We start from the raw sequence: 22,894 nt of genomic DNA, 5'->3' as shown, positions 1-22,894 counted from the left end.
CGCCGGACCTTCAGTTCTTCGCGCTCTTCTCGAGGGCGTCGGCGAGGTCGTTGAGGAACGTGGTGTACGTCTGGATGCCCTCGTTGAGGTAGGTGTCGGTCGGCATGTAGACGAGCTGCTTCTCCTTCACGGCGGTGACGCCGGCAAGCGCCTCCGAGCTCTCCAGGATCTCCGCGGCCTGCACGTAGTCGGGGGTGTCCGCGGCGAACACGGCGTCGCGGTCGAGCACGAGGATCCAGTCGGGGTTGGACGCGGCGATCGCCTCGACGGAGATCTCGTCGCCCTGGTGGTCGTCGGTGGCGTCATCGACCTCGAGCGCCGGAGTGAGGCCCAGGATGTCGTAGATCGGTCCGAGCGAGCGACCCACGGTCGGCGCGAGGTAGCCGATCTCGCCGCCCGAGGTGTTCACGGCCATGACGGTGTCGGCGGTGTCGTAGGCGGCCTTGGCTCGCTCGACGGCGGCATCGAAGTCGTCGACGAGCTTCTTCGCCTCGTCCTGCTTGCCGAAGATCTCGCCGAGAGCGGTGACCTGGCGCTTCAGCTCGGCATCGAAGGGCTCACCCTCACGGGGTTCGAGGTCGATGATCGTGGCGTCGGGGACGAGGTCGGCGATGGCGGTGTTGTGCTGGGTGAACCGCTGGCCGCTGATGATGAGGTCGGGCTCGACGGCGACGACGGCCTCGAGGTTCGGCTCGCTGTGCAGTCCGATGTCGACGATGGAGTCGTCCTTCACGTACGACACGGTGTCCGGCATGAGGGCGACGGCGCCGGCGGAGAGCTCGACACCCCAGTCGGAGAGCGTCTGGAAGGTGCGGTTGTCGAGCGCGACGACGGACGTGGGAGGGGTCGCGATCTCCTTCGTGCCGGTGTTGTCCTCGATCGTGACGGTGGCGGCGGCGGGTTCGGTCTTGTCCGGTTCCGCCGTGGCGCCGGAGGCGCAGCCGGCGAGGGCGAGCAGGCCGACGAGCGCTGCGCTCGTGGCGGTGAGGGTTCTGGGCACGGACATGGAGAGACTCCTGTTCTGCGGAATGGTCGCGCACACAAGGGCGCCGGGCTGCCGGAGTGAGGATGCCCTCACCTCGGCCAGTTTAGGTTAGCCTTACTTTATGAGCGATACGAAATCCGGCTTCTCCCTCGAACGTCGCGGCCTCGAGCTGCGCTTCCGCAATGTCACGCTCACCGCGCGGGAGTGGCTCGCCCCCGATTTCGTGCGCGTGCGGCTGAGCGGCACCGACCTGGCCGGCTTCGATTCCCCCGGCTCCGACGACCACATGCGGTTGTTCTTCCCCGTCGGGCCCACGGAGTCCGTCGAGGAGCTGCGCGCCTCCCCGAGCCGCGAGTACACGCCGCTCGCCTGGGGCGACGACTGGCTCGACGTCGAGTTCGCCGTGCACGGCGACCAGGGCATCGCCGCACCCTGGGCCGCGACCGCCCCGCTCGGCTCCCCGATCGGGGTGGGCGGCCCCCGCGGATCGGCGGTGCTGGAGGGCGAACCCGGGTCGTGGCTGCTGGTCGGCGACGAGACGGCCATCCCCGCGATCCGTCGTTTCGCGGCGCTGATCCCCGAGGGCACCCCGGCACGTATCGTGATCGAGACCGTGAACGAGGGCCGGGAGTTCGACATCGAGGCGCCGGTTGAGATCGAGTGGCTGCACCGCGGCGATGCCCCCTCCGGCTCCTCCCTCATCGCGTTCCTCGACGACCTGACTGCCGAAGATGCCGTGGGCGTCGATCCGTTCGTCTTCATCGCCGCCGAGCAGGCGATCGTCAAGCCCGGCCGCGCACTGCTCGAACGCTGGGGCGTCGACACCGCGAACGCCGTCGTGAAGGGCTACTGGAAACGCGGCGAGGCCGAGTACCACGCGCCGCACTAGTGCGACGTCGGCGGCCCCTGGAAGACTGACCGCATGGCACTCCTCGATCACCTGGGCATCACCGTCGACGACCTCGAGCGCAGCCGCGCGCAGTTCCACCCCGTGCTGACAGCTTTGGGCTACCAGAGCGGCGGCGAGAACGACCACTCGATCTCCTGGAACAACGGCGACGAGACCGAGATCATCCTCTACACGTGGGACGAGGAGTCGGCCCCGCACCGGCACGGACGCATCGGCTGGCAGCACATCGCCTTCGCCGTGCCCACCCGCGACGAGGTCGACCGCCTGCACGCGGTGGCGATGGACGCCGGGTGGACCGCCGTCCGCGACCCCAAGGAGTACCCGCGGTACTCCGCGCGCTACTACGCCTCGTTTGTCGAGGACGCCGACGGCATCCGCGTCGAGTTCATGTACAACCCGCCCCGCGAGGCGGCTTGACTCCCGGGCGTGTCGCACCCTAAGGTCGTAAAGCTGTGCCGATCGGCGCAGCATTTCAGCCGAGGAGACGACGGATGACCGCGCAGCGGAACCTTCCCATCGGAGCGGCATTGCAGTTTCAGCAGAAGCGCAATGACCGCTACGAGTCGTACCCTCCGGCACGCGCCGTGTGACAGCATCCGCTCTCGCCACGCCCCGTACCGACAGGTCCGGGGCTTTTTTCATGAGCACCCGCACCTGTGACTGGACACCATCACAAGGAAAGGAATCATGGAGAGGCTCTCCGCACGGCTGCTGTCGTGGGCATCGCTGATCGACGAGAAGACACTCGCGCAGGCGCACACCACCGCACGCATGCCGTTCATCCACCCGCACCTGGCACTGATGCCGGATGCACACCTCGGCAAGGGGGCGACGGTCGGCTCCGTCATCCCCACGCTCGGCGCGATCATCCCCGCCGCCGTCGGTGTCGACATCGGCTGCGGCATGATCGCCGTCCGCACCCAGTTCACGAAGGGGGACCTCGACGGCCGCGACCTCGCCGACCTCCGGGGCCAGATCGAACGGGCGATCCCGCTGTCCGCAGGACGGTACAACCGCAAGGTCGTCACGACGGCCGAGCCGCGGATCGCCGCGCTCGAGGCGCTGGCCGAGAAGAACGGGTTCGACCCTGCGCAGTACGCCGGGAACTGGCGCCTGCAGCTGGGCACGCTCGGCTCGGGCAACCACTTCATCGAGGTGTCGGTCGACGAGCTCGACCGGGTCTGGCTGTTCCTGCACTCGGGCTCCCGGGGCGTCGGCAACAGGATCGCGGGTCACCACATCGCGGTTGCTCAGCGGCTGTGCACGCAGTGGTGGATCGACCTCCCCGACCCCGACCTGGCCTACCTGGTCGAGGGCACTCCGGAATTCACCCGGTACATCCGGGAACTGCGGTGGGCCCAGCACTTCGCCCTGCTGAACCGGGAGGAGATGATGGACCGGGTCGCACGGCAGGTGTCCGAGTTCCTCGGCACCACGGTCGACGAGCAGGAGCGCATCAACTGCCACCACAACTTCACCGAATCCGAGAAGCACTACGGCAAGCAGGTGTGGGTATCGCGGAAGGGTGCCATCCAGGCCGACGCCGGACGACCGGGACTCATCCCCGGCTCGATGGGCACCGCCTCGTACGTGGTGGAGGGACTCGGCGACCCGCAGTCGCTGAACTCCTCCCCGCACGGTGCCGGACGGGAGTACTCTCGGTCTGCCGCACGACGCACTTTCACGCACGACCAGCTGCGGGCGGCGATGTCGGGCATCGAGTTCCGTGACACGGACGCCTTCATCGACGAGATCCCGCAGGCGTACAAGCCGATCGACCAGGTGATGGCGGATGCCGCGAGCCTCGTGTCCATCCGGCACACGCTGCGACAGCTCGTCAACGTGAAGGGCGACTGAGCAGAGTCCGGGCGGCGAGAGATCGCCGCCCGGACTCCGATTCGCGCGAGCGTTCCTCCACACCGGGGCGTGAGCGATCCCATTCCACCGACCCCGCGGGCAAGGTCCGAGGCGGAACCAGGATGCTGGCAGGCTGAGGGCTCCGATGCGACGATGAGGAGATGGAACACGTGGACACGGCACAGATCTGGACGATGATCGGCGCGTTCACGGCCCTGATGTTCGGAACGCTGACCGTGATTTCCACGATGTTCGTCCGTGTCCTGCGCAGTGAGATCGGCGGACTCCGGGGCGAGATGAACGGACGCTTCGACGCGGTCAACGCGCGCATCGACGGTGAGATCGGCGGACTCCGGGGCGAGATGAACGGACTCCGCGGTGAGATCGGCGGACTCCGCGGTGAGATGAACGCCCGATTCGACACCATGAACCACCGCATCGACGGCCTCGACCGCGGCGTGCAGGCGCTCGTGACGCGGACCTTCGGCCTCGAGCGCGACTCGTGAGGCGATCGCCCACGCGTCAGATCGCCGGCGCGGCCTCCGTCTCGACCGACCGGTCGGTGAACGCGGTCTTCGGGACGAACACGAGGATCACGGCCGCAGCGAGTGCCGTCACACCGCAGACGATCCACACCGTGAAGTAGCCGGCGAGCGAGCCCGCCGTTCCCTCGGCGCCACCGGCCGCGCTCGTCACACCGTGCAACAAGGCGATGCCGAACACGCACGAAGCGATCGCACCCCCGACCGTCTTCACGGAGTTCGTGAGTCCCGTCGCGACACCGGTCTGCGTCGAAGGAGCGGCCGAAGCCGCAGCGGCCGGCAGGGCCGCGACCAGTGCACCCGACCCGAGCCCCACGATCACCATGTTCGTGATGACCTGCGTGTACGCGTCGTGGAACGGCAGGAACAGCAGGAACCCGATGCCGACGAGCACGGAGGCCCCCATCAACGTCACTCGCGGCGTGACCCACCGGGCGACCGTCGGGAACAGGAGCGCACCCGTGATCATGGCGATCAGATAGACGCCGATGATCAGCGAGGTGGCGAACCCGGTGGTGCCCAGGCCGTAGCCGTACACCGACGGATCGGTGCGGGCGAACGTCGACAGGGGAGCCTGCGCACCGAGCACACTGACGCCGAAGAGTCCGGCGGTGAGGAAGACGGGACCGAGTGCGGGCGAGCGGAACATGCGCACATCGATGAGCGGATCCGCGCAGCGCAGCTCCCAGAGCACGAACGGGATCACGAGCAGCACACCGAGGACCACGACCGCCCAGGACCACGGGTTCACCAGACCACCCTCGAGGCGCAGCAGGCTGAGCCCACCGGTGAAGCAGACCAGCGCCAGCGAGATCAGCACGAGACCGACCGTGTCGAAGATGCCGCCGGTCGGCTCGGGCGACTCCTTGACCCCGAACAGGATCACGAAGAAGCACACCACGATGAGCACGGCCGGGACCAGCAGCACGATCGTCAGCGGCAGCACGTCGATGAGCGCGCCACCGACGAGGGCGCCGATGATCGCGCCACCCTCCAAGGCGGCGACCAGGAGACCGGCGGCCTTGGCCGTGATCGACGACCGCCCCTCCATCCGTCGCGAGCGCGACCAGATCAGTGCGATCTCGAGCGGGAGCCAGACCACGTAGAAGCCCATCAGCGCCCACGCCGCGAGAAACACCGGGAAGGAGTCGGTGAACGGCAGCACCAGGGCCGCCGCCGCGGTGACGGCGGTGGAGATGAGCAGCATCCGCTTGTGACCGACCATGTCGCCGAGCTTCGCGAAAGCCGGCACGACGAGGGCCGAGAGCATCAGCTGCGTGCCCTCGAGCCAGTTCACATCGGCGTCGTGGATGCCCAGGTGGCGGGCGATGTCGCTGAGCATCGGCGTGTAGTAGCCCTGGAGCACGCCGCTCGTGAACTCGACGAAGGCGAGGAAGCCGACGACGACGGCGAGGGTGCCCAGTGTGCGGGTGCGCGTCATCGCGTCTCCTGCTTCTCGTGCGGTCTCTCCCCCACGAAGCGGGAGACGGGTGAGATCACCCTAGCCGTTCGAGGAGGGTGCGATGGAATCGCTCCCCACGCTCCAGCGCGGCGATCTCGACGCTCTCGTCGACACCATGGATCGATGCCCGCTGGGCGTTCGACATGTCCAGCGGAGCGAAACGGTACACCGCCGGCGAGAAGCGGTGGAAGTGGCGCGAGTCGGTCGCCGCCATCATCACGTAGGGGACCGCGGGCACACCGGGGTGCGACACGGCGAGCGCCTCGGCGAGCAGGGCGAACTGGGCGTTGTCGGTCGGCGACTCCGGCGACGGTTCGCTGGCCTCAACGACCTCGACGGTGACGAGTGGATCGCGGATGCGACGGCGCACCCGGAACACAGTCCGCTGCGTCGTCTCCCCCAGCGCGATCCGGATGTTGACGGTCGCGGACGCCTGCGACGGCAGCACATTCGCCGCCGTGCCGCCGGACTGCATCGTGGGCGCGACCGTCGTGCGCACCAACGCCGCCGGCTCGCCGCCGAGCGCCGCGAAGACCTGCGCGGTCAACAGCGGCGCCGAGCCCAGCAGCCGCAACAGGTGGCGAGCCGGACCCGGCGTCTGCGCGGCGAGCTGCGACAGCATCCGCAGGATCGCCTTCGAGGCGCGAGGCCGGAAGGACGTCGGGCCGAGACGGTCGACCGCCCGCGCGATGCGTCGCACGGCGGTGAGCGACGGCGGCGCCGAGGCATGACCGCCGTCGCCGCGCGCCGACAGCTTCAGCGTCATGACGCCCTTCTCGCCGACGCCGATCATCGCGGCGCGGCCGGGTACGAACGGAAGCGGCGCGTCGACCACAGCGCCTCCCTCGTCGACGACGAGCCACGGCACGACGCCGCGGGCACCCAGCACCCGGGCGATCTCCTCGGCCGCCTTCCCGTACGTCTCCTCGTTCCCACCGAACGAGAGGTACACGTCGCGCGGGGGAACGAATCCGTCGGCGAGCAGATTCTCGACAGCCTCGAGCACCACGATCAGCGGCCCCTTGTCGTCGAGCGCACCGCGCCCGTACACCGAGCCGTCGGCGATCACTCCGGCGAACGGCGGGTGCGTCCAGGCATCGCTCTCGTCGACGGGCACGACGTCGTAGTGCGCCATCAGCACGACCGGCCCATCGGATGCCTGACCACTCCCCGCCCAGTGGAACAGCAGCCCGAAGTCGGTGTGACGTTCGAGTCGCAGCTTCTCGTGCACCAAAGGGTAGAGCTCGACGATCAGCGCCACGAACTCCTCGAACGGCGCGGGCCCACGCTCGTCGAGCTCGGCGGATACCGTCGGGATGCGAATCATCTGCGAAAGCCGCTCGGCGATGCCGGGGCGCACGGTCGTGGGGGTCACAGTCGTCATCGTACCGAACGGAGGAGCCTCGGCCCGGGTCGCATGGCTAGGCGTACGGCCACACCACCGTCATCCGCGCAGGCTGCCCCTCGTCCCACGGGAGCACGTGCCAGATCTCGCGGGGAGGACCCACCCTGGTCGCGCCGCGGTCGTCGATCCATTCGCACCCGCGGTCATACGCGGCCAGGATCGCGGGGAAGGCGGTGTCCTCGCCCTCGACGAGCACTTCCACGACGGCACCGCCGGTCAGCCGCTGACTGCGGATGGCGTCGGGTGTGCCTCCGACGATGCGATCGACCGGAAGACACACCTCGATCGGTCCGTCGCTCTCCGGCGTGATCGGGGCGTGGAAGATGCCGAAGGGATCGCCGGTGACGGTGAGGCCTCGCTCGGCGGCGACCGCGCACAGCGTCTCGTAGGCGTCGCGGATGCTCCGGTCGAGGTCGCCGACGTAGGTCGTCACGAGTGTGCTCAGCACGGATTGCTCTGGTCGGATGGTGGAGGTGGGGGCGGTGGTGTTCATGGTGGATCCTCGGAAGTGGCCGCGCGCCTGATCCAGGAGCGTGGCGGTCGACGCTGCCGACGACCGGACCTGCGCCTGGAACGCATCCAAGACGGCGAGCGCGTCGCCATCGGACGACACGAGCACCTCCTGGATCGCATCGAGACTCATGCCCGCCGTGCGCAGCAGGGAGATGAGCCGTCCCACCCTCGCCTGCTCGACCCGATAGAAGCGGTACCCGTTGTCGGGGTCGACCGCGGCCGGCACCAGGAGTCCGCGCTTCTCGTACAGGCGCAGGGCCTTGGGAGAGAGCAACGCGGCCTCGGAGAACGGGCCGATGCTGAGGAGGTCGGTGGGGTGGCTCACAGTCTCACGATGCTCTCTGCCCTCGGGACAAGGTCAAGCGCAGCCGAACCAGCGTCACGATCACCCCCATTGCGTGAGCTTCTCCGGGTTGCGCATGGCGAGGACCTCGGCGATTCGCCCATCCCTCACGACGAACGAGAACACGGCATCTGCCGTGCCATCGAGTGTGGCGAGCACGACGAGACCGTCGGCGGCGGGTACCAGCGTCACCTGCGCGTCCGGGTTCTTGTCGGCAATGCCCCGGAGGAACCGGGCGACGCGGTCGGCCCCGCGGACCGGTCGCAGCGCGGCGGACTTCTTCCCGCCGCCATCGGAGACGAGCACCACATCGGGGTCGAGAAGCGCGATCAGGCGGTCGAGCTCACCGGTCGCCGCGGCGTCGAGGAACGCCCGCGCGACCGCGTCGTGCTGCTCCCGACTGGCGATGCCCGCCCGTCGTTCCCGCGTGCGGCGGCGACCCTGCGAGGCGAGCTGTCGAACCGCCTCCGGACTCCGGCCGACCGTCTCGGCGATCTCGGCGAACGGCACGCCGAAGACATCGTGCAGCACGAACGCCACGCGTTCGGCGGGGGTCAGCGATTCCAGCACCACCAGGAGCGCCATGCCGACCGTGTCGTCGAGGGTCACCCGATCGAGCGGATCCAGGGACGCCGAGGCGGCGAAGGGCGAGTCGCGCGGCAGAGGCTCCGGGAGCCACGGTCCGACGTAGTGCTCGCGGCGGGCCCGCGCCGACCCCAGCATGTCCAGACAGATGCGTCCGGCGACGCGGGTCAGCCATGCAGCCGGGTTCAGGATGTCGGCCCGCTCATGCTGGGGCATCCGATACCACCGCACGTACGTCTCCTGCACCGCGTCTTCGGCATCGGCAACGGTGCCGAGCATGCGGTAAGCGAGGGCGAGCAGCGAGCGCCGTTCGGCTTCCCGCACATCGAGGTCATCCATCGCCTCCATCCTCCACCCCGATCGCGCACCCGTTCGCATCGGTGTCGCGCCGGACCTCACGTTTCGGTGCCCTCCGTCGTCGAAGAAGGAGAAGGATGAACCGAGACGAGGGAGCACGCATGAGAATCGCAGTCGCAGGGGGAACGGGAGTCGTCGGCCGGCACACGGTCGAGGCCGTGCGAGCGGCCGGGAACGATGTCGTCGTGCTCAGTCGATCCCAGGGCGTCGACCTGGTGACCGCTCGGGGGCTGGACGCGGCACTCGAGGGCGTGGACGCCGTGATCGATGTCGCGAGCGTGGAGACTCTCAAGGCGAGTACGGCGATCGAGTTCTTCACGGCGGCGACAGGGAATCTCATCGCCGCGGCAGCGGATGCGGGAGTCGCGCACGTCGTGCTGTTGTCGATCGTGGGTATCGACCGCATCCCCTACGACTACTACGCGGGCAAGATCGCGCAGGAGAAGGTGATCGAGGCCTCGAGAGTGCCGTGGACGATCCTGCGGGCGACGCAGTTCCACGAGTTCGCGGGGCAGATGTTCGAGCGCGCGAAGCTCGGTCCGTTGCACGTCGCCCCGAACGCGCGCACCCAGCCGGTGGCGGCGCGCGAGATCGGAGCACGGCTGGCCGACCTCGCCGCGAGCGAACCGCAGGGGCGCGTGCGCGATCTGGCCGGCCCGCGCGAGGAGCAGCTGGCCGACATGGTCCGAGCGTTCGCGCGCCGCGAGGGCTACCGCGGATGGGTTCCCGCGGTGAACGTGCCGGGGCCGCAGATGGCTGGGATGCGGGCAGGTCTCGCACTCCCCGGCCCCGACGCCGACCTCGGGACACAGACCTTCACGGAGTGGCTCTCGACCCGGTAGCAGTGCACTCTCCTCCTCCACAGACACCTCTGAATTGGGGTCATCCCCATTCGCCGCACGCGGCCTCGTGCCCTTGGCAGGATGGAATCATCCGACGAGAATGAGAGTGTGATCAGTGTGACCGAAGCACAGACCTGGACGATGATCGCCTCCTCCATGGCCATGATGCTCGGCACTCTCACCATCGTCTCGACGCTCTTTGTCCGCGTGCTCCGCGCCGAGATCGGCGGTGTGGAGGCCAAGATCGGTGGAGTGAGGACCGAGATCGGCGGGGTGGGTGCCAAGATCGTGGGCGTCCACGCTCAGATCGAGGGCGTCCACGCCAGGATCGGTGCGGTGGAGACCGAAGTCGGCGGACTGCGGCGCGAGATGATCCACCGGTTCGAGGCCGTGGATGCACGATTCGACGCGGTGAACACCCGGATCGACGCGGTCGACTCCCGCATCGACGGGCTCGATCGCGACGTGCAGGCCCTGGTGAAGCACACGTTCGGGCTCGACCGCGGCTGACCCCGGGGGAACACGTCGACCCCGGGGATGGTTGTCTCTCGGGGAACGTGATGGATCCGAGGAGGTGCGCGTGGAGCTGACCCTGGTGTCGTCGTCGTTCTGCGGCGCGTGCGCGCGCACCCGCGCGGTGCTCGCCGACGCCGCGCGATGGCTCCCGGATGCCACCCTCACCGAGATCGACGTGGCACAGGATCCGGATGCTGCCGAGATGCTCGACATCGATGCCACGCCCACCGTGATCATCCGCGATGCGAGCGGCGCCGAGGTGTTCCGTGCGGTAGGAGTGCCCACCGTCCCGCAGGTGCTCACCGCCGCAGTCCGAGCGCTCCCGGCCTGAGGCCGCTGCCCCTCTTGCGGGCACCCGTCGCACGGCGCAGACTGAGCGTCAGCGGTGCCGGCCGCGACACCGTCCACACGATCACGGAGTCCTCATGCCTGCACTCAACCCCTATCTCTCCTTCCGCACCGAAGCCCGCGAAGCGATGGAGTTCTATCAGAGCGTCCTCGGCGGCGAGCTCGACATCAGCGTGTTCGGCGACTTTCCCGACATGGTGCAGGATCCGAGCCAGAAGAACCTCGTCATGCACGCGCAGCTGACCACACCGGAAGGGCTCGTGCTGATGGCATCGGACACCCCGGACGGCATGACCTACGAGAAGCCACAGGGGATATCGGTGTCGCTCAGCGGCAACACCCAGCAGGCCACGCAGGCCGCATGGGACAAGCTGTCCCAGGGAGCGACCGTGACCATGCCGCTCGACGTTCCCCCGTGGGGCGGGACGTTCGGCATGCTCGTCGACCGGTTCGGTATCGCCTGGATGCTGCACGGCGACCCGGAGTGACGCGCCCGCGAATCAGCGGGGCAGCACGGCGCGACACGCGAGATGCAGCGCGAGTCGAGCCTCGGGATCGCTCATGTCGATGCCGAGCAGCTCCTGCACGCGGCGGATGCGCACGGCGACCGTGTTGCGGTGGAGGCCGAGTGCGGTCGCGGTCGCGGCGATCCCTGACTCGTGATCGAGGTACGCCGACAGCGTGGTGAGGAGCTCCCCTCCGCCCTCCTGCAGCGGAGCGAGCAGGGACTCCGCAGCTGGCACGAACGTGTCGTTGCCCGTCCATGCGAGCAGGAGCTGTTCCAAGCCGAGGCTGTCGACACGCACGAACCACCCGGTGGCGGATCGGGCGGCGGCGATGCGTGCGGCGTCGCCCGCTTCATCGAGCGTCGTCGCCAATCCCTCGGCCCCGCCCTGCAGCGAGCCGACGCCGGTCGCGATCGCGAAGTCCCGCATCGCGCCGAGATGCAGCTCGCGCAGCGCCGCGACCGCCCGTTCGACGTGATCCGGACCCGGCGCCTCGGGGAACGACAGCCACCCGCTGATGCCCCGTCCCGCCGTCGTCGCGTGTGCCTCGGCATCGATCGCGACCAGGCCACCGCTGATCGAGCGCAGGAGCGAGAAGGGGTCGACCCGGCCACGGGCGACCATGCGGAAGCCGATGTGATGCCCACCCGTCCGCCACCCGCGCTCCGCCATCCGCCGCGCCACCTCGGCGTCGGCGGCACCGCGCAGGTCGATGAAATCCCGGAGCAGTCCGGAGGACGCGGCGACATCGTTGACCGCCGCGACCTCGTCGATGAGGATCCGCGCGGCCACGGCTGGCATCGCAACCTCGGCGGCCACCGTGAGCGACTGCAGCTGCGCCTCGCCGAGCCCCTGACCGAAGAGCACGAGACGCAGACCGCTGCGCCCGGGGCTGTCGACGCGCACGGAGGCGGCCGCCCCCTCTCCCACGCGGGCGCCGTCGATCCACGACTCGAATCCGATCGCCGCGTGCAGTTCCGGAGTCAGGTGCCCGCCCGCCTCTTGGAGCACTCCGCTGGCGTCGACGAGGGCGACGCCAGCACCGAGGTTCGCCGCGAGGTGTCCGAGCAGATCGCCGAGATCGTCGGCGGCGTACTCGAACGACTGTGCCACCTTGCGCACGCGATTGAGGGTCAGCGCATCGCGCGCCTCGATGAGCATCCAGCACGCCTTCGCCAGCTGGACAGGACGCGTCACGTCGAGCAGCGTCAGACCGATGCGGTCGGCGAGCCGGAACGCACCCGCGTCGACAGCGCCGGCACCGGGCAGCGCGAGGCCCGTGAACCCGCGGTCGCGGACCCGCCGGAGCATCGCGTCCTGCTGCCAGGTCGTCGGTGGCGCACCGGTGGTGAGGATCGCGAGGCGTCCGTCGCCGTCGGTCGGCAGGTCGCTCTCGCCGGCCTCGATCGTCACCCCCTCCCATCCGACGTCCGCGGGACCGGCGACCAGGTGCAGGCCGCCGTTCTCGGCGTGGGCGAGGAGTGCGCTCAGGGGCAGCCGCTCGCTCATGCGGCGTCCAGATCGTCGAGCCCGTAGGCGGACGGTACGACGCGTGCGCGTCGCTCGGGGCGGGCGTTCCACCACTCCGGGGCGGGCAGTGCGATGACCGCCACGTTCCGGGCGAGTCCCAGGTCGGTCACCTCGAGGATCTCGCGGGACACCGCATCGACCACCACGATGATGGTCGGCGCCGAGGCCATGAGCCGCCCGTCCGTGAGCACAGCCAGCGTCTCGGATCTCGTGATCACGCGGTGCACCGAACCATCCTGTCCCGCGATCTCGACAGCGTTCACGTGCGCGTCGGCCGTGGAGGTCGTCACCGACGCGATCCGCCCCTCGGCGAGCAGTTCACCGCCGAGCGCCTGTGCGAGCACCGGCAGCGGTGCCGCAGCCGAAGCCAGGAAGGCACGTCCCAGTTCGAGCGCCCGGGCGAGGTGTCCTTCGATCGCATGCTCGCGGAGGTCGCCGACCGTGAACCCGGCCAGCACGACGCATCCGACCCCGCCCGCCTGGATCACCGCGGAGCGCACGACCCGCTCCGCGTCGATCGCCCTGGTGGCCTCGACCAGCGCGACGCCGCCGGCGCCCGTCTCGCACGCGAACACCAGACCCGGCACGCGGTCGACGAACAGCGACATCTGGTCGAGCCCCGGCACGGCGCGGCCCGTGCAGTCGGCATCGATGACCGTGTGCGTGGCGGCGAGCGTCAGCGGGGAGAGCCCGTTCATGCCGCCGCCCTCCAGCGAGCAGACAGCGGGAACGGGATGCCCCAGCCATCGCTCGACGGCGGCGAGCAGGGCAGCGAACGGTTCCGCCCCCGGCATCCGCTCCCCCAGCAGCATGGTCGACCCGACGAAGGCGACACCGAGGCACGGGGTCGTCGGGTCGAGCGAGGCGACCGGGGCGACGTCGATCGGCCACTGATCGGCGCTCCCTAGCATGAGCTCCAGCATCGTCGTCGCGCCGCCGCCGCCCGACCCGAGCAGCGCGTACCCGCGGGCGAGCGCCTCCAGGTCGTCCCGCGCGAGCTCCATGGGAACCAGCCTATGGCGCGGCCAGCTCCTCGACCGGGACGAACGCCTCGGTCAGCCCGAACGCGGACGGCCCGAAGGCGGCGAGCGCGTCGGGGGTGCGCATCATCTCCGGAGTGGAGATGCCCAACACCCGCACGCGCTGCCCGTAGCGGAGCCCTTCGGTGGTGATCGGCTCGGCGGTCTCATGGTCGACCACGCAGATCAGATCCGGCACGATCGCCATGAGCACGCCTCGGCGGTGGGCGACGAGGTTCTCGTTCTGGAACGCGATCTCGAAGGTGTCGCCCTCGTCGGCACCGAGCGGGGCGATCACGGCGCGGCCCTTCGCGAAGCCCTCGGTCGTGCGCCGTTCGACGTCGATGACCTTGCCCACGCAGAGCTCGCGGAGGTGCGGGTACAGCGTGGTCGAGAGCGTCTGTGCGATCGCCTCGAACGGCGAGCGGTGCTCTTCCCGAGCGCGCCGGATGGCGCGTCCCAGCGCGAGCGCCATGGAGATCGTGCGGGGAACGGCCGTGCGTCGCACGTCGGCACCGGTCATGGCATACTCCGCGATGTGGCCGACGCCGCCGAGACGGATCGTGATGCCGCGGGCGAGCCATTCCATCTGCCGGTCGTCGTCTCCCGTGTCGATCACGACCTTCTCGCCGCGTTCTCCGGCGAGCGCGAGCGGTGACCCGTGCACGCCGTACACCGCGAAGGTCTCCATCGACAGCTCGGGGAAGGCACGGCCCATGCCGTCGGCGTCCACCACCGGAAGCCCGGTCTCGGCAGCCACGATGAGGGGGATCATCGAGTTGATGCCGCCGCACTCGATCGGCATCGTGGCGTCGGCCTTCCGCCCGAGGTGCTCTTCGAGGGTGCGCAGGGCGAGGGTGGGCTCGGTGCCGGCGGGGATCTTCTCGACCATCACGGTGGGCGCGCCCATCTGCGCTGTCGGGATCACGAACAGGTCGTCCGCGAGCTCGTCGGGGTCGAGGATCGTGATGCTCCCGTCCCCCAGCACCCGCTCGACCAGCATCTTGCCGATGTACGGGTCGCCGCCCCCGCCGGTGCCGAGCAGGGTCGCGCCGCGGGCGAGGTCGGGGAGGTCGGCGGCGGTGAGCTGCCAGCTCATGCCGCGGCCTCGGTCGCCACGGGAGCGGAGATGCTGCCGTCGAAGCGGTGCGCCGGCATGTCGTAGCCGAAGTAGCCGGGGCCGACCATCGCGAGCGCCGCCGCGGAGTGCCAGCGTTCGTCGGCGGGAGCGGCGATGACCCGCACCCGCTGTCCGTAGCGCAGGCCTTCCGTGGTGATCGGCTCGCCTGATTCGCCGTCGAGCACCATGATCAGGTCGGGCGTGGTCGCGAGGACCGCACCATCGGCCTCGGCCACCAGATGCTCGTTCTGGAACTGCAGGGTCAGCGTCGTCCCACCCTCGCCGTCGATGCGGGCACGTCCGCGCGCGAAGCCCGTCGTGGTGGCCCGGTGCACGTCGACGACCTTGCCGTCGAACAGCTCACGTCCGCCCAGCAGCGCGACGACCGCGTCGACCGGGTCGGTCTTCGCGTCGCGCGCGGTGGCGATCTGCTGCCCGATCTCGATGCAGCGGGACAGGGAGCCGGAGACGAGCGACTCGCGCGCGGCGGAGCCGGACATCGAGAAGCCGGAGATCATGACCGAGCAGCCCATCTCGACGCACGCGACCCGGGCGATGCGCTCGGTCCAGGAGTTGTCGGCGGTCTGCAGCACACCGGTGTTGCCCTTCTCGTCACTGAAGGCGAGGGGTGAGGCGGTCACGCCGTACAGGGTCGGGAGCACCATCTGCAGTTCGGGGAATGCTCGCCCCATGCCGTCGGCGTCGAGCAGGGGCAGCCCGAGCGCGGCGGCGGCGGCGATCGGAATGGTCGAGTTGACTCCGCCGACCTCTGCGCAGGCGATGTGCGTGACCGGGCGGCCCAGGTGGATGCCCAGCGCCTTGACCGGCTCGATGACCTCGTCGAGGCTCGGCAGCTTCTCGACCATGACGGTCGGGGCACCCATCATCGCGACGGTCAGCACCAAGGCGTCGTCAGGAAGCTCGTCCAGGCTGACGACCGTGACGTCTCCGGCGGTCAGCGCCTGCCGGGCGAGGAGTGCGCCGATGTAGGGGTCTCCTCCGCCGCCGGTGCCGAGCACCGCGGCACCGCGGGCGAGACCGTCGATGTGCGCGGGAGTGATGATCCAGCTCATGTCACGCCCCCATGTCGAGGTCGCCGACCGCCTTGACGCGGATGCGCGTCGCGTTGCCGGGGAGGTACGGGATCGGCACCTCGTCGAAGTCGATGATCGACACGGTCGAGGGCTTGGCGCCCGCCGCGATCGCCTTGTCCACGGCCTCTGCACGCACCTCGGCCAGAGTCTCCTCACGACGCCCGGGCTCGATCGCGTAGACCTTGTCGATCTCGCCGCCGACCTGCGCGATCGATGCGCCGATCGCGTTCGCGACCGCGTAGTTCTCGGGGCGGTGCACCCTGCCGAACAGGGGCAGCTCGTCGGGGAGAAGGATGGATCCGCCGCCGACCGCGACCACCGCGATGGGTTCGGGCGAGGTGCGCATGCGGTCGACGGCCTCGGACACGCGCTCGGCGATGCGGGCCAGCACCCGCTCCACGAACGCGGGGTCGAGGTGGGCGACCTTGCTGGCATCGCCGACCTGCGCACGCCCGGCAGCCACTGCGATGTCGGTGGCGGTCAGGGTCGAACCGCCGAAGACCAATGCCTCCGTGGTGAGCTTGTATCCGACCGACGCCGGCCCGACCTCGGCGGTCTCCTCGTCGACGATGCTGCCGCCGCCGATGCCGAGCGAGAGCACGTCGGGCATCCGGAAGTTCGTGCGGATGCCGGCGACCTTGACCTCGTTCGCCGTCTCCCGCGGGAATCCGTTGATCAGCAGGCCGATGTCGGCGGTCGTGCCCCCCACGTCGATCACGGCGCAGTCGTCGAGCCCGCTGGTCGCCGCGGCACCGCGCATCGAGTTGGTCGGGCCCGACGCGAACGTGGCGACCGGGTAACGGCGCACGTACTCCTCGTCCATGAGCGTGCCGTCGTTCTGGCTGAGGAAGATCGGCGCCTCGATGCCCTGCGCGCGCACGGCCGAGGTGAGCCCGTCGACGATCTCGGATGCGAGTTCGCGCAGTGCCGCGTTGATGATCGTCGCGTTCTCGCGCTCCAGCAGGCCGATGCGTCCGATCTCGTGTGACAGCGAGATGGCGGCATCCTCACCCAGCACCTCGGCGACGATCTCCGCCGCCCGCACCTCGAGGTCGTGGTTGACGGGGCTGAAGACCGACGAGATGGCGACCGAGCGGATGCCGTGCGCCTTCATGTCCTCAGCGTGTGCGCGGATCTCGTCCGGGTCGAGCGGCGAGATCGGCCGCCCGTCGAACTCGTAGCCGCCGTGCGCGAGGTAACTGCGCGCCTGCGTCGCATCCACGAGCACGTCGGGCCAGTCGATCAGCGGCGGCAGCGCCCGGGTCGCGGGGAGTCCGAGGCGGAGGGCGGCGACAGGGGCGAGCCGGCTGGCCTGCACGAGCGCGTTGATGAAGTGCGTCGTGCCGATCATGACGGCATCGATGTCGGCGCCCTCGAAGGCGTGTCCGGCCCGAAGGTCCTCGATCGCCTGGATGATGCCGCTGGTGACGTCGGGCGTGGTCGAGTGCTTCACCCCCGCCAGAGTGCGGGTGCCGTCCATGAGGACTGCGTCGGTGTTCGTGCCGCCGACGTCGATGCCGATGTGCATGATTCTCGCTTTCCTGTCGTTCTTGTCTGTCTCGGGCCGGTCAGGCCGTGGCTGCTTCTTCGACCGGGGTCGCCTGCCGCGTGGTAGCGACGCCGACGCCGCGCACCCAGCCGAGCTTGCCCGCCACGATGTACAGCACCATGGAGAGGAAGAGGCTGATCAGCGACGGGATGCCCCATGTCACGAAGTAGCCGACGAGCGCGGAGACCAGCCACACGACGATCGTGGCGGGCACGATGCGCGGTGCGCTCGCGGGCAGGGTGCCCGCCTCGCGCGTGGCGTCGAGGTCGGGGCGCCAGCGCCGCACGATGTAGTACTCCGCGACCATGATTCCGGCGATCGGCGGGAATGCGACGCTCAGCACGATCAGGAACTCGGTGAACTGGCCGAGGATGCCCACCGCCGCGAGCACGGACCCGACGACGCCCAGCACGATCGTCGTGGTGACGCGGTGCAGGTTCTTCCCGAACGCCGTGGAGATGAAGTTCACCAGGCCGAGCGTGGAGGAGTAGAGGTTCCAGTCGTTGATCTTCAGCGTGCCGGTGAGCACGATGAACAGGCCGATGAAGCCCACCGAGGAGGTGACGATCGCGACGATGTCTCCCGAGGCCGCCGCGTGGGCGAGGAGCACGCCGGCGAGGCCGATCACGAACTCTCCGAGCGAGACGCCGACGACGGTCTGCTTGATGACGTCGGCACGCGACCGGTTGAAGCGGGTCATGTCGCCGGTGATGATCGCGCCGACGATGAGGCCACCCGCGACGATGCCGGTCCCGGCCCAGACGCTCATGGTGGGTCCGGGAGCCGGTCCGGTGAGCAGCTCGCCGATGTCGTGGCGGGTGAGCTCGGAGATGACCGACCAGCCGACGAGGATGAGGAACAGCGGAACCGTGATGTTGGCGAGCCACTGCATGCCGACGAAGCCGAATGCCACGATCGCGGTGACGGCGAGGCCGAAGATGAGGCTCCACGCCCATACCGGCAGCGCGCCGGGCATGAGGGCGTCGAGCGACTGCGCCGAGATCGCGGACTGGATGCCGAACCAGCCGATGAGGCTGATGCCGATCGCGAGTCCGACCAGCGAGGCGCCGATCTCGCCGAAGCCGGTCCAGCGGGCGAGGAGGGCGGTGTTGAGGCCTTCGCGCTGGCCGATGAAGCCGACCACGCACATGATCACCTCGAGGATGAGCGAGCCGAACAGGAAGGCGAGGACGGCCTCGCCGAACGTCATGCTGTAGCCGAGGGTCGCGCCGAGGAGGAACTGCGAGAGGGCCGAGACCTGCCCGAATCGCTGCACTGCGATTCCGAACCAGGGTTTGCGGGCCTCGGGAGTCACTCGGGAGAGCGCGAAGTCGTCTGGGTGCGCCGTGCGTGCCATGAGGATCCTTCGGGAGGAGGAGGGAACGGGTTGTGCGCCACAGTAGCGACGCCGCTTCCCCACCCGACATGTGCATTACGCACGAGTATCACTCATGGATGTGCAGATCGCACACCGCACCCCGACGCGCTCAGCGCAGCGCGTTCGTCTCGATGAAGGAGCGGAGCGCCCGCTCGTCGTCGGCCATCTCGGTCACGTGCTGCGGAGCGTCGAGCATCTCCTGCAGCTCGGGCGCATAGCCCAGCTCCACGCCGATCGCCTCGTGGATCGTCTCGGCGAACTTCTCCGGCTTCGCGGTCTCCAGCACGAGCATCGGCACCCCGGGCTCCACGTACTCGCGGGCCACCTTGACACCGTCGGCCGTGTGCGGGTCGATCACCTCGCCCGTCGTCTCGTACACCGCGCGGATCGTCGCCAGCCGGTCCTCATGCGTCGAGGTGCCGCTGACGATGCCGAACTCCTCGAGGAAGCGCTCCTGCTCGGCCGAGAAGTCGAAGTATCCCCGCGCCTCCAGGTCGTCCCAGGCCCCCACGACGCGAGCCGGATCGCGGTCGACCAGCTCGAAGATGAAGCGCTCGAGGTTCGACGCCTTCGAGATGTCCATCGACGGGCTCGAGGTCGCGAGCGTCTGCGCGGCGCTGCGGGGACGGTAGACACCGGTGCGGAAGAACTCGTCCAGCACGTTGTTCTCGTTCGCAGCGAGCACGAGGCGGCGGATCGGCAGCCCCATCTGCTTCGCGAAGAAACCGGAGAGGATGTTACCGAAGTTGCCCGAGGGCACCGTGAACGACAGCTCGGTCCAGCCGCCCGCATCCGTCGCCCGCAGCCAGGCCCAGAAGTAATAGACGGTCTGCGCCGTGATGCGCGCGAGGTTGATCGAGTTGACCGCGCCCAGGTGCTGGGCCCGCTTGAAGTCGAGATCTCCGGCGAGCTTCTTCACGAGGTTCTGGCAGTCGTCGAAGACACCCTCGACCGCGATGTTGTGCACGTTCGCATCGTCGAGCGAGAACATCTGCGCGCGCTGGAACGCGCTCATGCGCCCCTGCGGCGACAGCATGAACACGGCCACGCGCTCCTTGCCGCGCAGGGCGTGCTCGGCGGCCGATCCGGTGTCGCCCGAGGTGGCGCCGAGGATGTTGAGCACCTGGTCGTTGCGCTCCAGCGTGTACTCGAGCACCTGCCCGAGGAACTGCATCGCCATGTCCTTGAACGCGAGCGTCGGGCCCTCGGAGAGCCCAACCAGCGTCAGATCGTCGTCGATCGCGCGCAACGGCACGACACCGTCGGGGAAGTCGGCGTATGCGGCGGTCGTCATCCGCGCCAGGTCGGCACGCGGGATGTCGGTGGCGAACAGGCCCAGCACCTCGGTCGCGAGCTGCGGGTAGGTGAGCGCCCGCCAACGTTCGAGCGTCTCGCCGTCCACGCTCGGCATGGACTCGGGCACCGCCAGTCCGCCGTCGGGCGCGAGGCCCTCCAACAGCGTCTCGCTGAACGACTGCGGCTGCATGCCGCCGCGGGTGGAGATGAACTGCACGTTGGCTCCTCGGCTCGGGACTCGGCACGTCCATTCTCGCAGGGTGTTCCGCGGCGCGACGACGCGATGACGGACGCGGTCAGAACAGCGCCGTCGGCAGCGCGCCTTCGAGCTCCAGCAGCCGCCGCTTGGTCTCCAGCCCTTGCCCGGGGTCGCCGCCGGAGTACCCGCCGAGCCCGTCGCCTGCGACCACACGATGACAGGGGACGATGATCGGGATCGGATTCGCACCCATGATCGACCCGATGCCGCGCGCCGGCACCTCCGTCCCGCTCAGCGCCGCCAGCTCGCCGTACGTGACGGGCTTGCCGTAGTCGACCTGTTCGTGGAGTGCCGTGAGCACCGCGTGCGTCGCCGGAGTCTGCGAGCCGAGGTCGATCGGAAGGTCGAAGACCCGCAGGTCGCCGTCGAAGTAGGCGCGCAGCTGCGCGAGCGCCTCGACGAGGAGCGGATCGGCGTTCGGGCCGGACGGGATGACGCTGCCTTCCGGCGGGGTGGATCGCCACGTGACGCGCGTGATCGCCGCACCGTCGCTGACCACGCCGATGACGCCGACCGGGGTCGCGAGCGTTCCGAAGGCGTGCATGCGTCGAGGCTACCTCCGCGCACGGACAGAGGCCCGAACCACCGACGGGTATGGCGCCACGACCCGCGAGGGACGAACCTGGGCACAACGACTCAGCGGAGTGCAGTGCCGTCTCCGCGACCACGGCCTCGACGCAAGGAGCACCCGATGACCACCGCCACCACCGTACTCGACCTCCCCGATGTCCGTCTCCACTACGAACTCCGCGGCGAAGGACCGCTGCTCGTCCTGATCGGCGCCCCCATGGACGCCGATGCGTTCGCCCCGTTCGCGGAGGAACTCGCGACCGACCACACCGTACTGACCTCCGATCCGCGAGGCGCCAAGCGGAGCATCCTGCACGATCGCTCGCGAGGGTCCAGCCCCGAACAGCGCGCCGACGATCTCGCCGCCCTCATCGCGCACGTCGACCTCGGGCCGGCGGTCGTGTTCGGGTCGAGCGGCGGCGCCGTGACGAGCCTGGCGCTCGTCCAGTCGCACGGCGACCTCGCGTCCACGGTCATCGCCCACGAGCCCCCGCTCCTCGAGCTACTCCCCGACCGCATCGAGCAGCGACGGATCACCGACGAGCTCACCACGGCAGCCCTCTCGGGCGACCGCGTCGGCGCGTGGCGACTGTTCTTCGCGCAGGCGAACATCCCGATGCCGGAGGAGATGCTCGTGCAATGGTTCGGCGGCGAGGTCGATCCGCAGCATCACGCCGACGAGCAGTTCTGGTTCCGCTATGAGCTGCCCGCCACCGTGCGGTGGGAGCCCGACATCGAAGCTCTGCGGGCGCGCGCGGGCGACCTCGTGCTCGGCATCGGCGAAGCCTCCGTCGATCAGCTCTGCGAGCGCACGACCACCGCTCTCGGCGTGCAACTCGGCATCGCCCCGACGCGGTTCCCGGGCGACCACACCGGATTCGTCGACCATCCCGCAGCATTCGCGGCGCGTCTGCGCGAGGTGCTCGCACGCTGAGCACGACGCGGCAGCGCCGTCACTCCCGCGCGACCTGACGCCACAGAGCGGCCCACTGGTCCGGCCCCAGCTCGCGCGGAAGACGACGTCCCTCGACCCGGGCAACCGCCACCGCGCGCCGCGCCCGAGGCATCGGGATACGGGCGGCGTCCGCCACGACTGCCGGGAGGCTCCCTCCTCGGCCGGTGAACATCGCCCGGACGAACGCCTCGTACGGGCGCCGCTCGGCCGACGCGATGAGCGGCGACCCGCGACGGGTGATCGCGAGCAGCCCGCCATCGACGCTGGGCTGCGGCGAGAAGCCCCAGGCCGGCACCCGACCTTCGAGGGAGAACTCGAACCACGGTGCCGACTGCGCGGTCATCATGGTGCCGCCGCCGACGCCGGCCCGCTTGCGCGCCACCTCCCATTGCGTCAGCAGCACCGCCTCGTTCCACCGTTCGCCGGAGAGCAGCCGTCGCAGGATTGGCGTCGTCACGTGGAACGGGATGTTGCCCACGACGACGTCGGCATCGAGCGCATGGCGCGTGGCATCGGCGATCTCCAGGCGCACTCCGCGGAGGGTCCTCCGCAGTCGGTGCACGCGGTGCTCGTCGATGTCGATCGCGGTGAGCGGTCTGCCGAGCTCCGCGAGGAGACGGGTCAGGGCACCGTCACCGCAGCCGAGTTCGAGGATCGGGCCGGAGGTGCGACGGACGAGGCCCTGGATGCGGGAGAGGGTGGGTCGATGGGTGAGGAAGTTCTGGCCGAGTTCGTGACGGCCGCCGTGGGATGAACGAGGCATGAGTGCGCTCCAGAAGAAGAATCGGAGCACCTCGGAGGAGGGGACGACGCGAGAGCGCGTCGAAGAGACTGCCCGTCCCGAGGTGCGATGACATCTCGGTGGACGGCGCGCGGAAGCGTGCGGAGAGCGAGCGCGCCGTCAGGAGCGGCGGTCGCGGAACACGAGAGTGCGCCCCATCACGGGCGCTGCG

General features: G+C 69.5%; 23 protein-coding genes. 9 read left to right on the top strand and 14 right to left on the bottom strand.

Translation table 11 applies throughout. The features are described from left to right. Positions 1-10: 10 nt before the first annotated feature. Positions 11-1,006, bottom strand: coding sequence for a siderophore ABC transporter substrate-binding protein (locus tag WFM69_RS06690; protein WP_337002933.1), 996 nt, complete (start codon positions 1,004-1,006; stop codon positions 11-13). A 100-nt stretch (positions 1,007-1,106) separates the two neighbouring features. On the opposite strand from WFM69_RS06690, the gene WFM69_RS06685 reads away from it, so the two are divergent. The 4 genes from WFM69_RS06685 (at position 1,107) to WFM69_RS06670 (ending at position 4,258) form a co-directional block, all read left to right on the top strand. Then, entirely contained in the window at positions 1,107-1,874 is a 768-nt protein-coding gene (locus WFM69_RS06685) for a siderophore-interacting protein (protein WP_337002931.1), read from the top strand. A gap of 33 nt (positions 1,875-1,907) precedes the next feature. After that, entirely contained in the window at positions 1,908-2,312 is a 405-nt protein-coding gene (locus WFM69_RS06680; protein WP_337002929.1) for a VOC family protein, read from the top strand. Between the two features lie 270 nt (positions 2,313-2,582). Beyond that, complete coding sequence (locus tag WFM69_RS06675) at positions 2,583-3,752, top strand: RtcB family protein (protein ID WP_337002927.1); 1,170 nt, start codon at positions 2,583-2,585, stop codon at positions 3,750-3,752. 161 nt (positions 3,753-3,913) lie between these two features. Further along, entirely contained in the window at positions 3,914-4,258 is a 345-nt protein-coding gene (locus WFM69_RS06670; RefSeq protein WP_337002925.1) for a hypothetical protein, read from the top strand. 16 nt (positions 4,259-4,274) lie between these two features. On the opposite strand, the gene WFM69_RS06665 is transcribed toward WFM69_RS06670, so the two are convergent. The 4 genes from WFM69_RS06665 to sigJ are packed head-to-tail and all read right to left on the bottom strand — an operon-like array spanning position 4,275 to position 8,941. Next, a complete protein-coding gene (locus WFM69_RS06665; protein ID WP_337002923.1) occupies positions 4,275-5,735 on the bottom strand; it encodes an MFS transporter in 1,461 nt (486 codons plus the stop codon). 55 nt (positions 5,736-5,790) lie between these two features. After that, the gene (locus WFM69_RS06660) at positions 5,791-7,131 is read right to left on the bottom strand and encodes a M20/M25/M40 family metallo-hydrolase (RefSeq protein WP_337002921.1); all 1,341 of its coding nucleotides are present in this window, start codon (positions 7,129-7,131) and stop codon (positions 5,791-5,793) included. 46 nt (positions 7,132-7,177) lie between these two features. Next, positions 7,178-7,999 carry a MerR family transcriptional regulator gene (locus tag WFM69_RS06655; protein WP_337002919.1) on the bottom strand — a complete coding sequence of 274 codons (822 nt, stop codon included), beginning with the start codon at positions 7,997-7,999 and terminating at the stop codon, positions 7,178-7,180. A 60-nt stretch (positions 8,000-8,059) separates the two neighbouring features. Beyond that, a complete protein-coding gene (gene sigJ / locus WFM69_RS06650; protein ID WP_337002917.1) occupies positions 8,060-8,941 on the bottom strand; it encodes an RNA polymerase sigma factor SigJ in 882 nt (293 codons plus the stop codon). Between the two features lie 119 nt (positions 8,942-9,060). Here sigJ and WFM69_RS06645 point away from each other — a divergent pair, with 119 nt between their 5' ends. From WFM69_RS06645 to WFM69_RS06630, 4 genes are all read left to right on the top strand, one after another. After that, complete coding sequence (locus WFM69_RS06645; protein WP_337002915.1) at positions 9,061-9,801, top strand: SDR family oxidoreductase; 741 nt, start codon at positions 9,061-9,063, stop codon at positions 9,799-9,801. A gap of 117 nt (positions 9,802-9,918) precedes the next feature. Next, complete coding sequence (locus WFM69_RS06640) at positions 9,919-10,311, top strand: hypothetical protein (RefSeq protein ID WP_337002912.1); 393 nt, start codon at positions 9,919-9,921, stop codon at positions 10,309-10,311. Between the two features lie 70 nt (positions 10,312-10,381). Then, entirely contained in the window at positions 10,382-10,648 is a 267-nt protein-coding gene (locus tag WFM69_RS06635; protein ID WP_337002910.1) for a thioredoxin family protein, read from the top strand. Positions 10,649-10,742: 94 nt separating this feature from the next. Beyond that, entirely contained in the window at positions 10,743-11,153 is a 411-nt protein-coding gene (locus WFM69_RS06630) for a VOC family protein (protein WP_337002908.1), read from the top strand. Positions 11,154-11,165: 12 nt separating this feature from the next. Here the strand turns inward: WFM69_RS06630 and WFM69_RS06625 are convergent, their stop codons facing one another. The 8 genes from WFM69_RS06625 to WFM69_RS06590 form a co-directional block, all read right to left on the bottom strand. Further along, the gene (locus tag WFM69_RS06625; RefSeq protein ID WP_337002906.1) at positions 11,166-12,680 is read right to left on the bottom strand and encodes a PucR family transcriptional regulator; all 1,515 of its coding nucleotides are present in this window, start codon (positions 12,678-12,680) and stop codon (positions 11,166-11,168) included. After that, on the bottom strand, positions 12,677-13,705 hold the full coding sequence (locus WFM69_RS06620; RefSeq protein WP_337002904.1) for a DUF917 domain-containing protein: 1,029 nt from the start codon (positions 13,703-13,705) through the stop codon (positions 12,677-12,679). The genes WFM69_RS06625 and WFM69_RS06620 overlap by 4 nt, the downstream gene beginning before the upstream one ends. 10 nt (positions 13,706-13,715) lie before the next feature. Beyond that, the gene (locus WFM69_RS06615) at positions 13,716-14,819 is read right to left on the bottom strand and encodes a DUF917 domain-containing protein (RefSeq protein ID WP_337002901.1); all 1,104 of its coding nucleotides are present in this window, start codon (positions 14,817-14,819) and stop codon (positions 13,716-13,718) included. Beyond that, positions 14,816-15,913, bottom strand: coding sequence for a DUF917 domain-containing protein (locus tag WFM69_RS06610; protein WP_337002899.1), 1,098 nt, complete (start codon positions 15,911-15,913; stop codon positions 14,816-14,818). Before WFM69_RS06610 ends, WFM69_RS06615 begins: the two co-directional genes overlap by 4 nt. A gap of 1 nt (position 15,914) precedes the next feature. After that, on the bottom strand, positions 15,915-17,462 hold the full coding sequence (locus WFM69_RS06605; RefSeq protein ID WP_337002897.1) for a hydantoinase/oxoprolinase family protein: 1,548 nt from the start codon (positions 17,460-17,462) through the stop codon (positions 15,915-15,917). A 40-nt stretch (positions 17,463-17,502) separates the two neighbouring features. Then, a complete protein-coding gene (locus tag WFM69_RS06600) occupies positions 17,503-18,840 on the bottom strand; it encodes a purine-cytosine permease family protein (RefSeq protein WP_337002896.1) in 1,338 nt (445 codons plus the stop codon). 130 nt (positions 18,841-18,970) lie between these two features. Further along, positions 18,971-20,374: a threonine synthase gene (gene thrC, locus WFM69_RS06595; protein WP_337002893.1), complete on the bottom strand. Its 1,404-nt coding sequence runs from the start codon at positions 20,372-20,374 to the stop codon at positions 18,971-18,973. Between the two features lie 79 nt (positions 20,375-20,453). Then, positions 20,454-20,960 carry a methylated-DNA--[protein]-cysteine S-methyltransferase gene (locus WFM69_RS06590; RefSeq protein WP_337002891.1) on the bottom strand — a complete coding sequence of 169 codons (507 nt, stop codon included), beginning with the start codon at positions 20,958-20,960 and terminating at the stop codon, positions 20,454-20,456. Between the two features lie 147 nt (positions 20,961-21,107). Between WFM69_RS06590 and WFM69_RS06585 the strand changes: the two genes are divergently transcribed. Next, entirely contained in the window at positions 21,108-21,920 is an 813-nt protein-coding gene (locus tag WFM69_RS06585) for an alpha/beta fold hydrolase (protein WP_337002889.1), read from the top strand. A 19-nt stretch (positions 21,921-21,939) separates the two neighbouring features. Here WFM69_RS06585 and WFM69_RS06580 read toward each other — a convergent pair whose 3' ends face one another. Continuing rightward, on the bottom strand, positions 21,940-22,704 hold the full coding sequence (locus WFM69_RS06580) for a ribosomal RNA small subunit methyltransferase A (RefSeq protein ID WP_337002887.1): 765 nt from the start codon (positions 22,702-22,704) through the stop codon (positions 21,940-21,942). Between the last annotated feature and the right edge of the window lie 190 nt (positions 22,705-22,894).

The sequence above is a fragment of the Microbacterium sp. LB12 genome (assembly GCF_037150835.1).
In the GTDB taxonomy this organism is placed as follows: Bacteria; Actinomycetota; Actinomycetes; order Actinomycetales; family Microbacteriaceae; genus Microbacterium.
The sequence above is the reverse complement of the archived record's forward strand: the minus strand, read 5'-3'. Positions and strand labels throughout refer to the sequence as shown.

What these genes read in the sequence shown, in the direction of transcription:
- WFM69_RS06690 (WP_337002933.1), bottom strand. Translation starts at nt 1,006, where the DNA reads ATGTCCGTGCCCAGAACCCTCACCGCCACGAGCGCAGCGCTCGTCGGC.
- WFM69_RS06685 (WP_337002931.1), top strand. Translation starts at nt 1,107, where the DNA reads ATGAGCGATACGAAATCCGGCTTCTCCCTCGAACGTCGCGGCCTCGAG.
- WFM69_RS06680 (WP_337002929.1), top strand. Translation starts at nt 1,908, where the DNA reads ATGGCACTCCTCGATCACCTGGGCATCACCGTCGACGACCTCGAGCGC.
- WFM69_RS06675 (WP_337002927.1), top strand. Translation starts at nt 2,583, where the DNA reads ATGGAGAGGCTCTCCGCACGGCTGCTGTCGTGGGCATCGCTGATCGAC.
- WFM69_RS06670 (WP_337002925.1), top strand. Translation starts at nt 3,914, where the DNA reads ATGGAACACGTGGACACGGCACAGATCTGGACGATGATCGGCGCGTTC.
- WFM69_RS06665 (WP_337002923.1), bottom strand. Translation starts at nt 5,735, where the DNA reads ATGACGCGCACCCGCACACTGGGCACCCTCGCCGTCGTCGTCGGCTTC.
- sigJ (WP_337002917.1), bottom strand. Translation starts at nt 8,941, where the DNA reads ATGGATGACCTCGATGTGCGGGAAGCCGAACGGCGCTCGCTGCTCGCC.
- WFM69_RS06645 (WP_337002915.1), top strand. Translation starts at nt 9,061, where the DNA reads ATGAGAATCGCAGTCGCAGGGGGAACGGGAGTCGTCGGCCGGCACACG.
- WFM69_RS06630 (WP_337002908.1), top strand. Translation starts at nt 10,743, where the DNA reads ATGCCTGCACTCAACCCCTATCTCTCCTTCCGCACCGAAGCCCGCGAA.
- WFM69_RS06625 (WP_337002906.1), bottom strand. Translation starts at nt 12,680, where the DNA reads ATGAGCGAGCGGCTGCCCCTGAGCGCACTCCTCGCCCACGCCGAGAAC.
- WFM69_RS06620 (WP_337002904.1), bottom strand. Translation starts at nt 13,705, where the DNA reads ATGGAGCTCGCGCGGGACGACCTGGAGGCGCTCGCCCGCGGGTACGCG.
- WFM69_RS06615 (WP_337002901.1), bottom strand. Translation starts at nt 14,819, where the DNA reads ATGAGCTGGCAGCTCACCGCCGCCGACCTCCCCGACCTCGCCCGCGGC.
- WFM69_RS06610 (WP_337002899.1), bottom strand. Translation starts at nt 15,913, where the DNA reads ATGAGCTGGATCATCACTCCCGCGCACATCGACGGTCTCGCCCGCGGT.
- WFM69_RS06605 (WP_337002897.1), bottom strand. Translation starts at nt 17,462, where the DNA reads ATGCACATCGGCATCGACGTCGGCGGCACGAACACCGACGCAGTCCTC.
- WFM69_RS06600 (WP_337002896.1), bottom strand. Translation starts at nt 18,840, where the DNA reads ATGGCACGCACGGCGCACCCAGACGACTTCGCGCTCTCCCGAGTGACT.
- WFM69_RS06590 (WP_337002891.1), bottom strand. Translation starts at nt 20,960, where the DNA reads ATGCACGCCTTCGGAACGCTCGCGACCCCGGTCGGCGTCATCGGCGTG.
- WFM69_RS06585 (WP_337002889.1), top strand. Translation starts at nt 21,108, where the DNA reads ATGACCACCGCCACCACCGTACTCGACCTCCCCGATGTCCGTCTCCAC.
- WFM69_RS06580 (WP_337002887.1), bottom strand. Translation starts at nt 22,704, where the DNA reads ATGCCTCGTTCATCCCACGGCGGCCGTCACGAACTCGGCCAGAACTTC.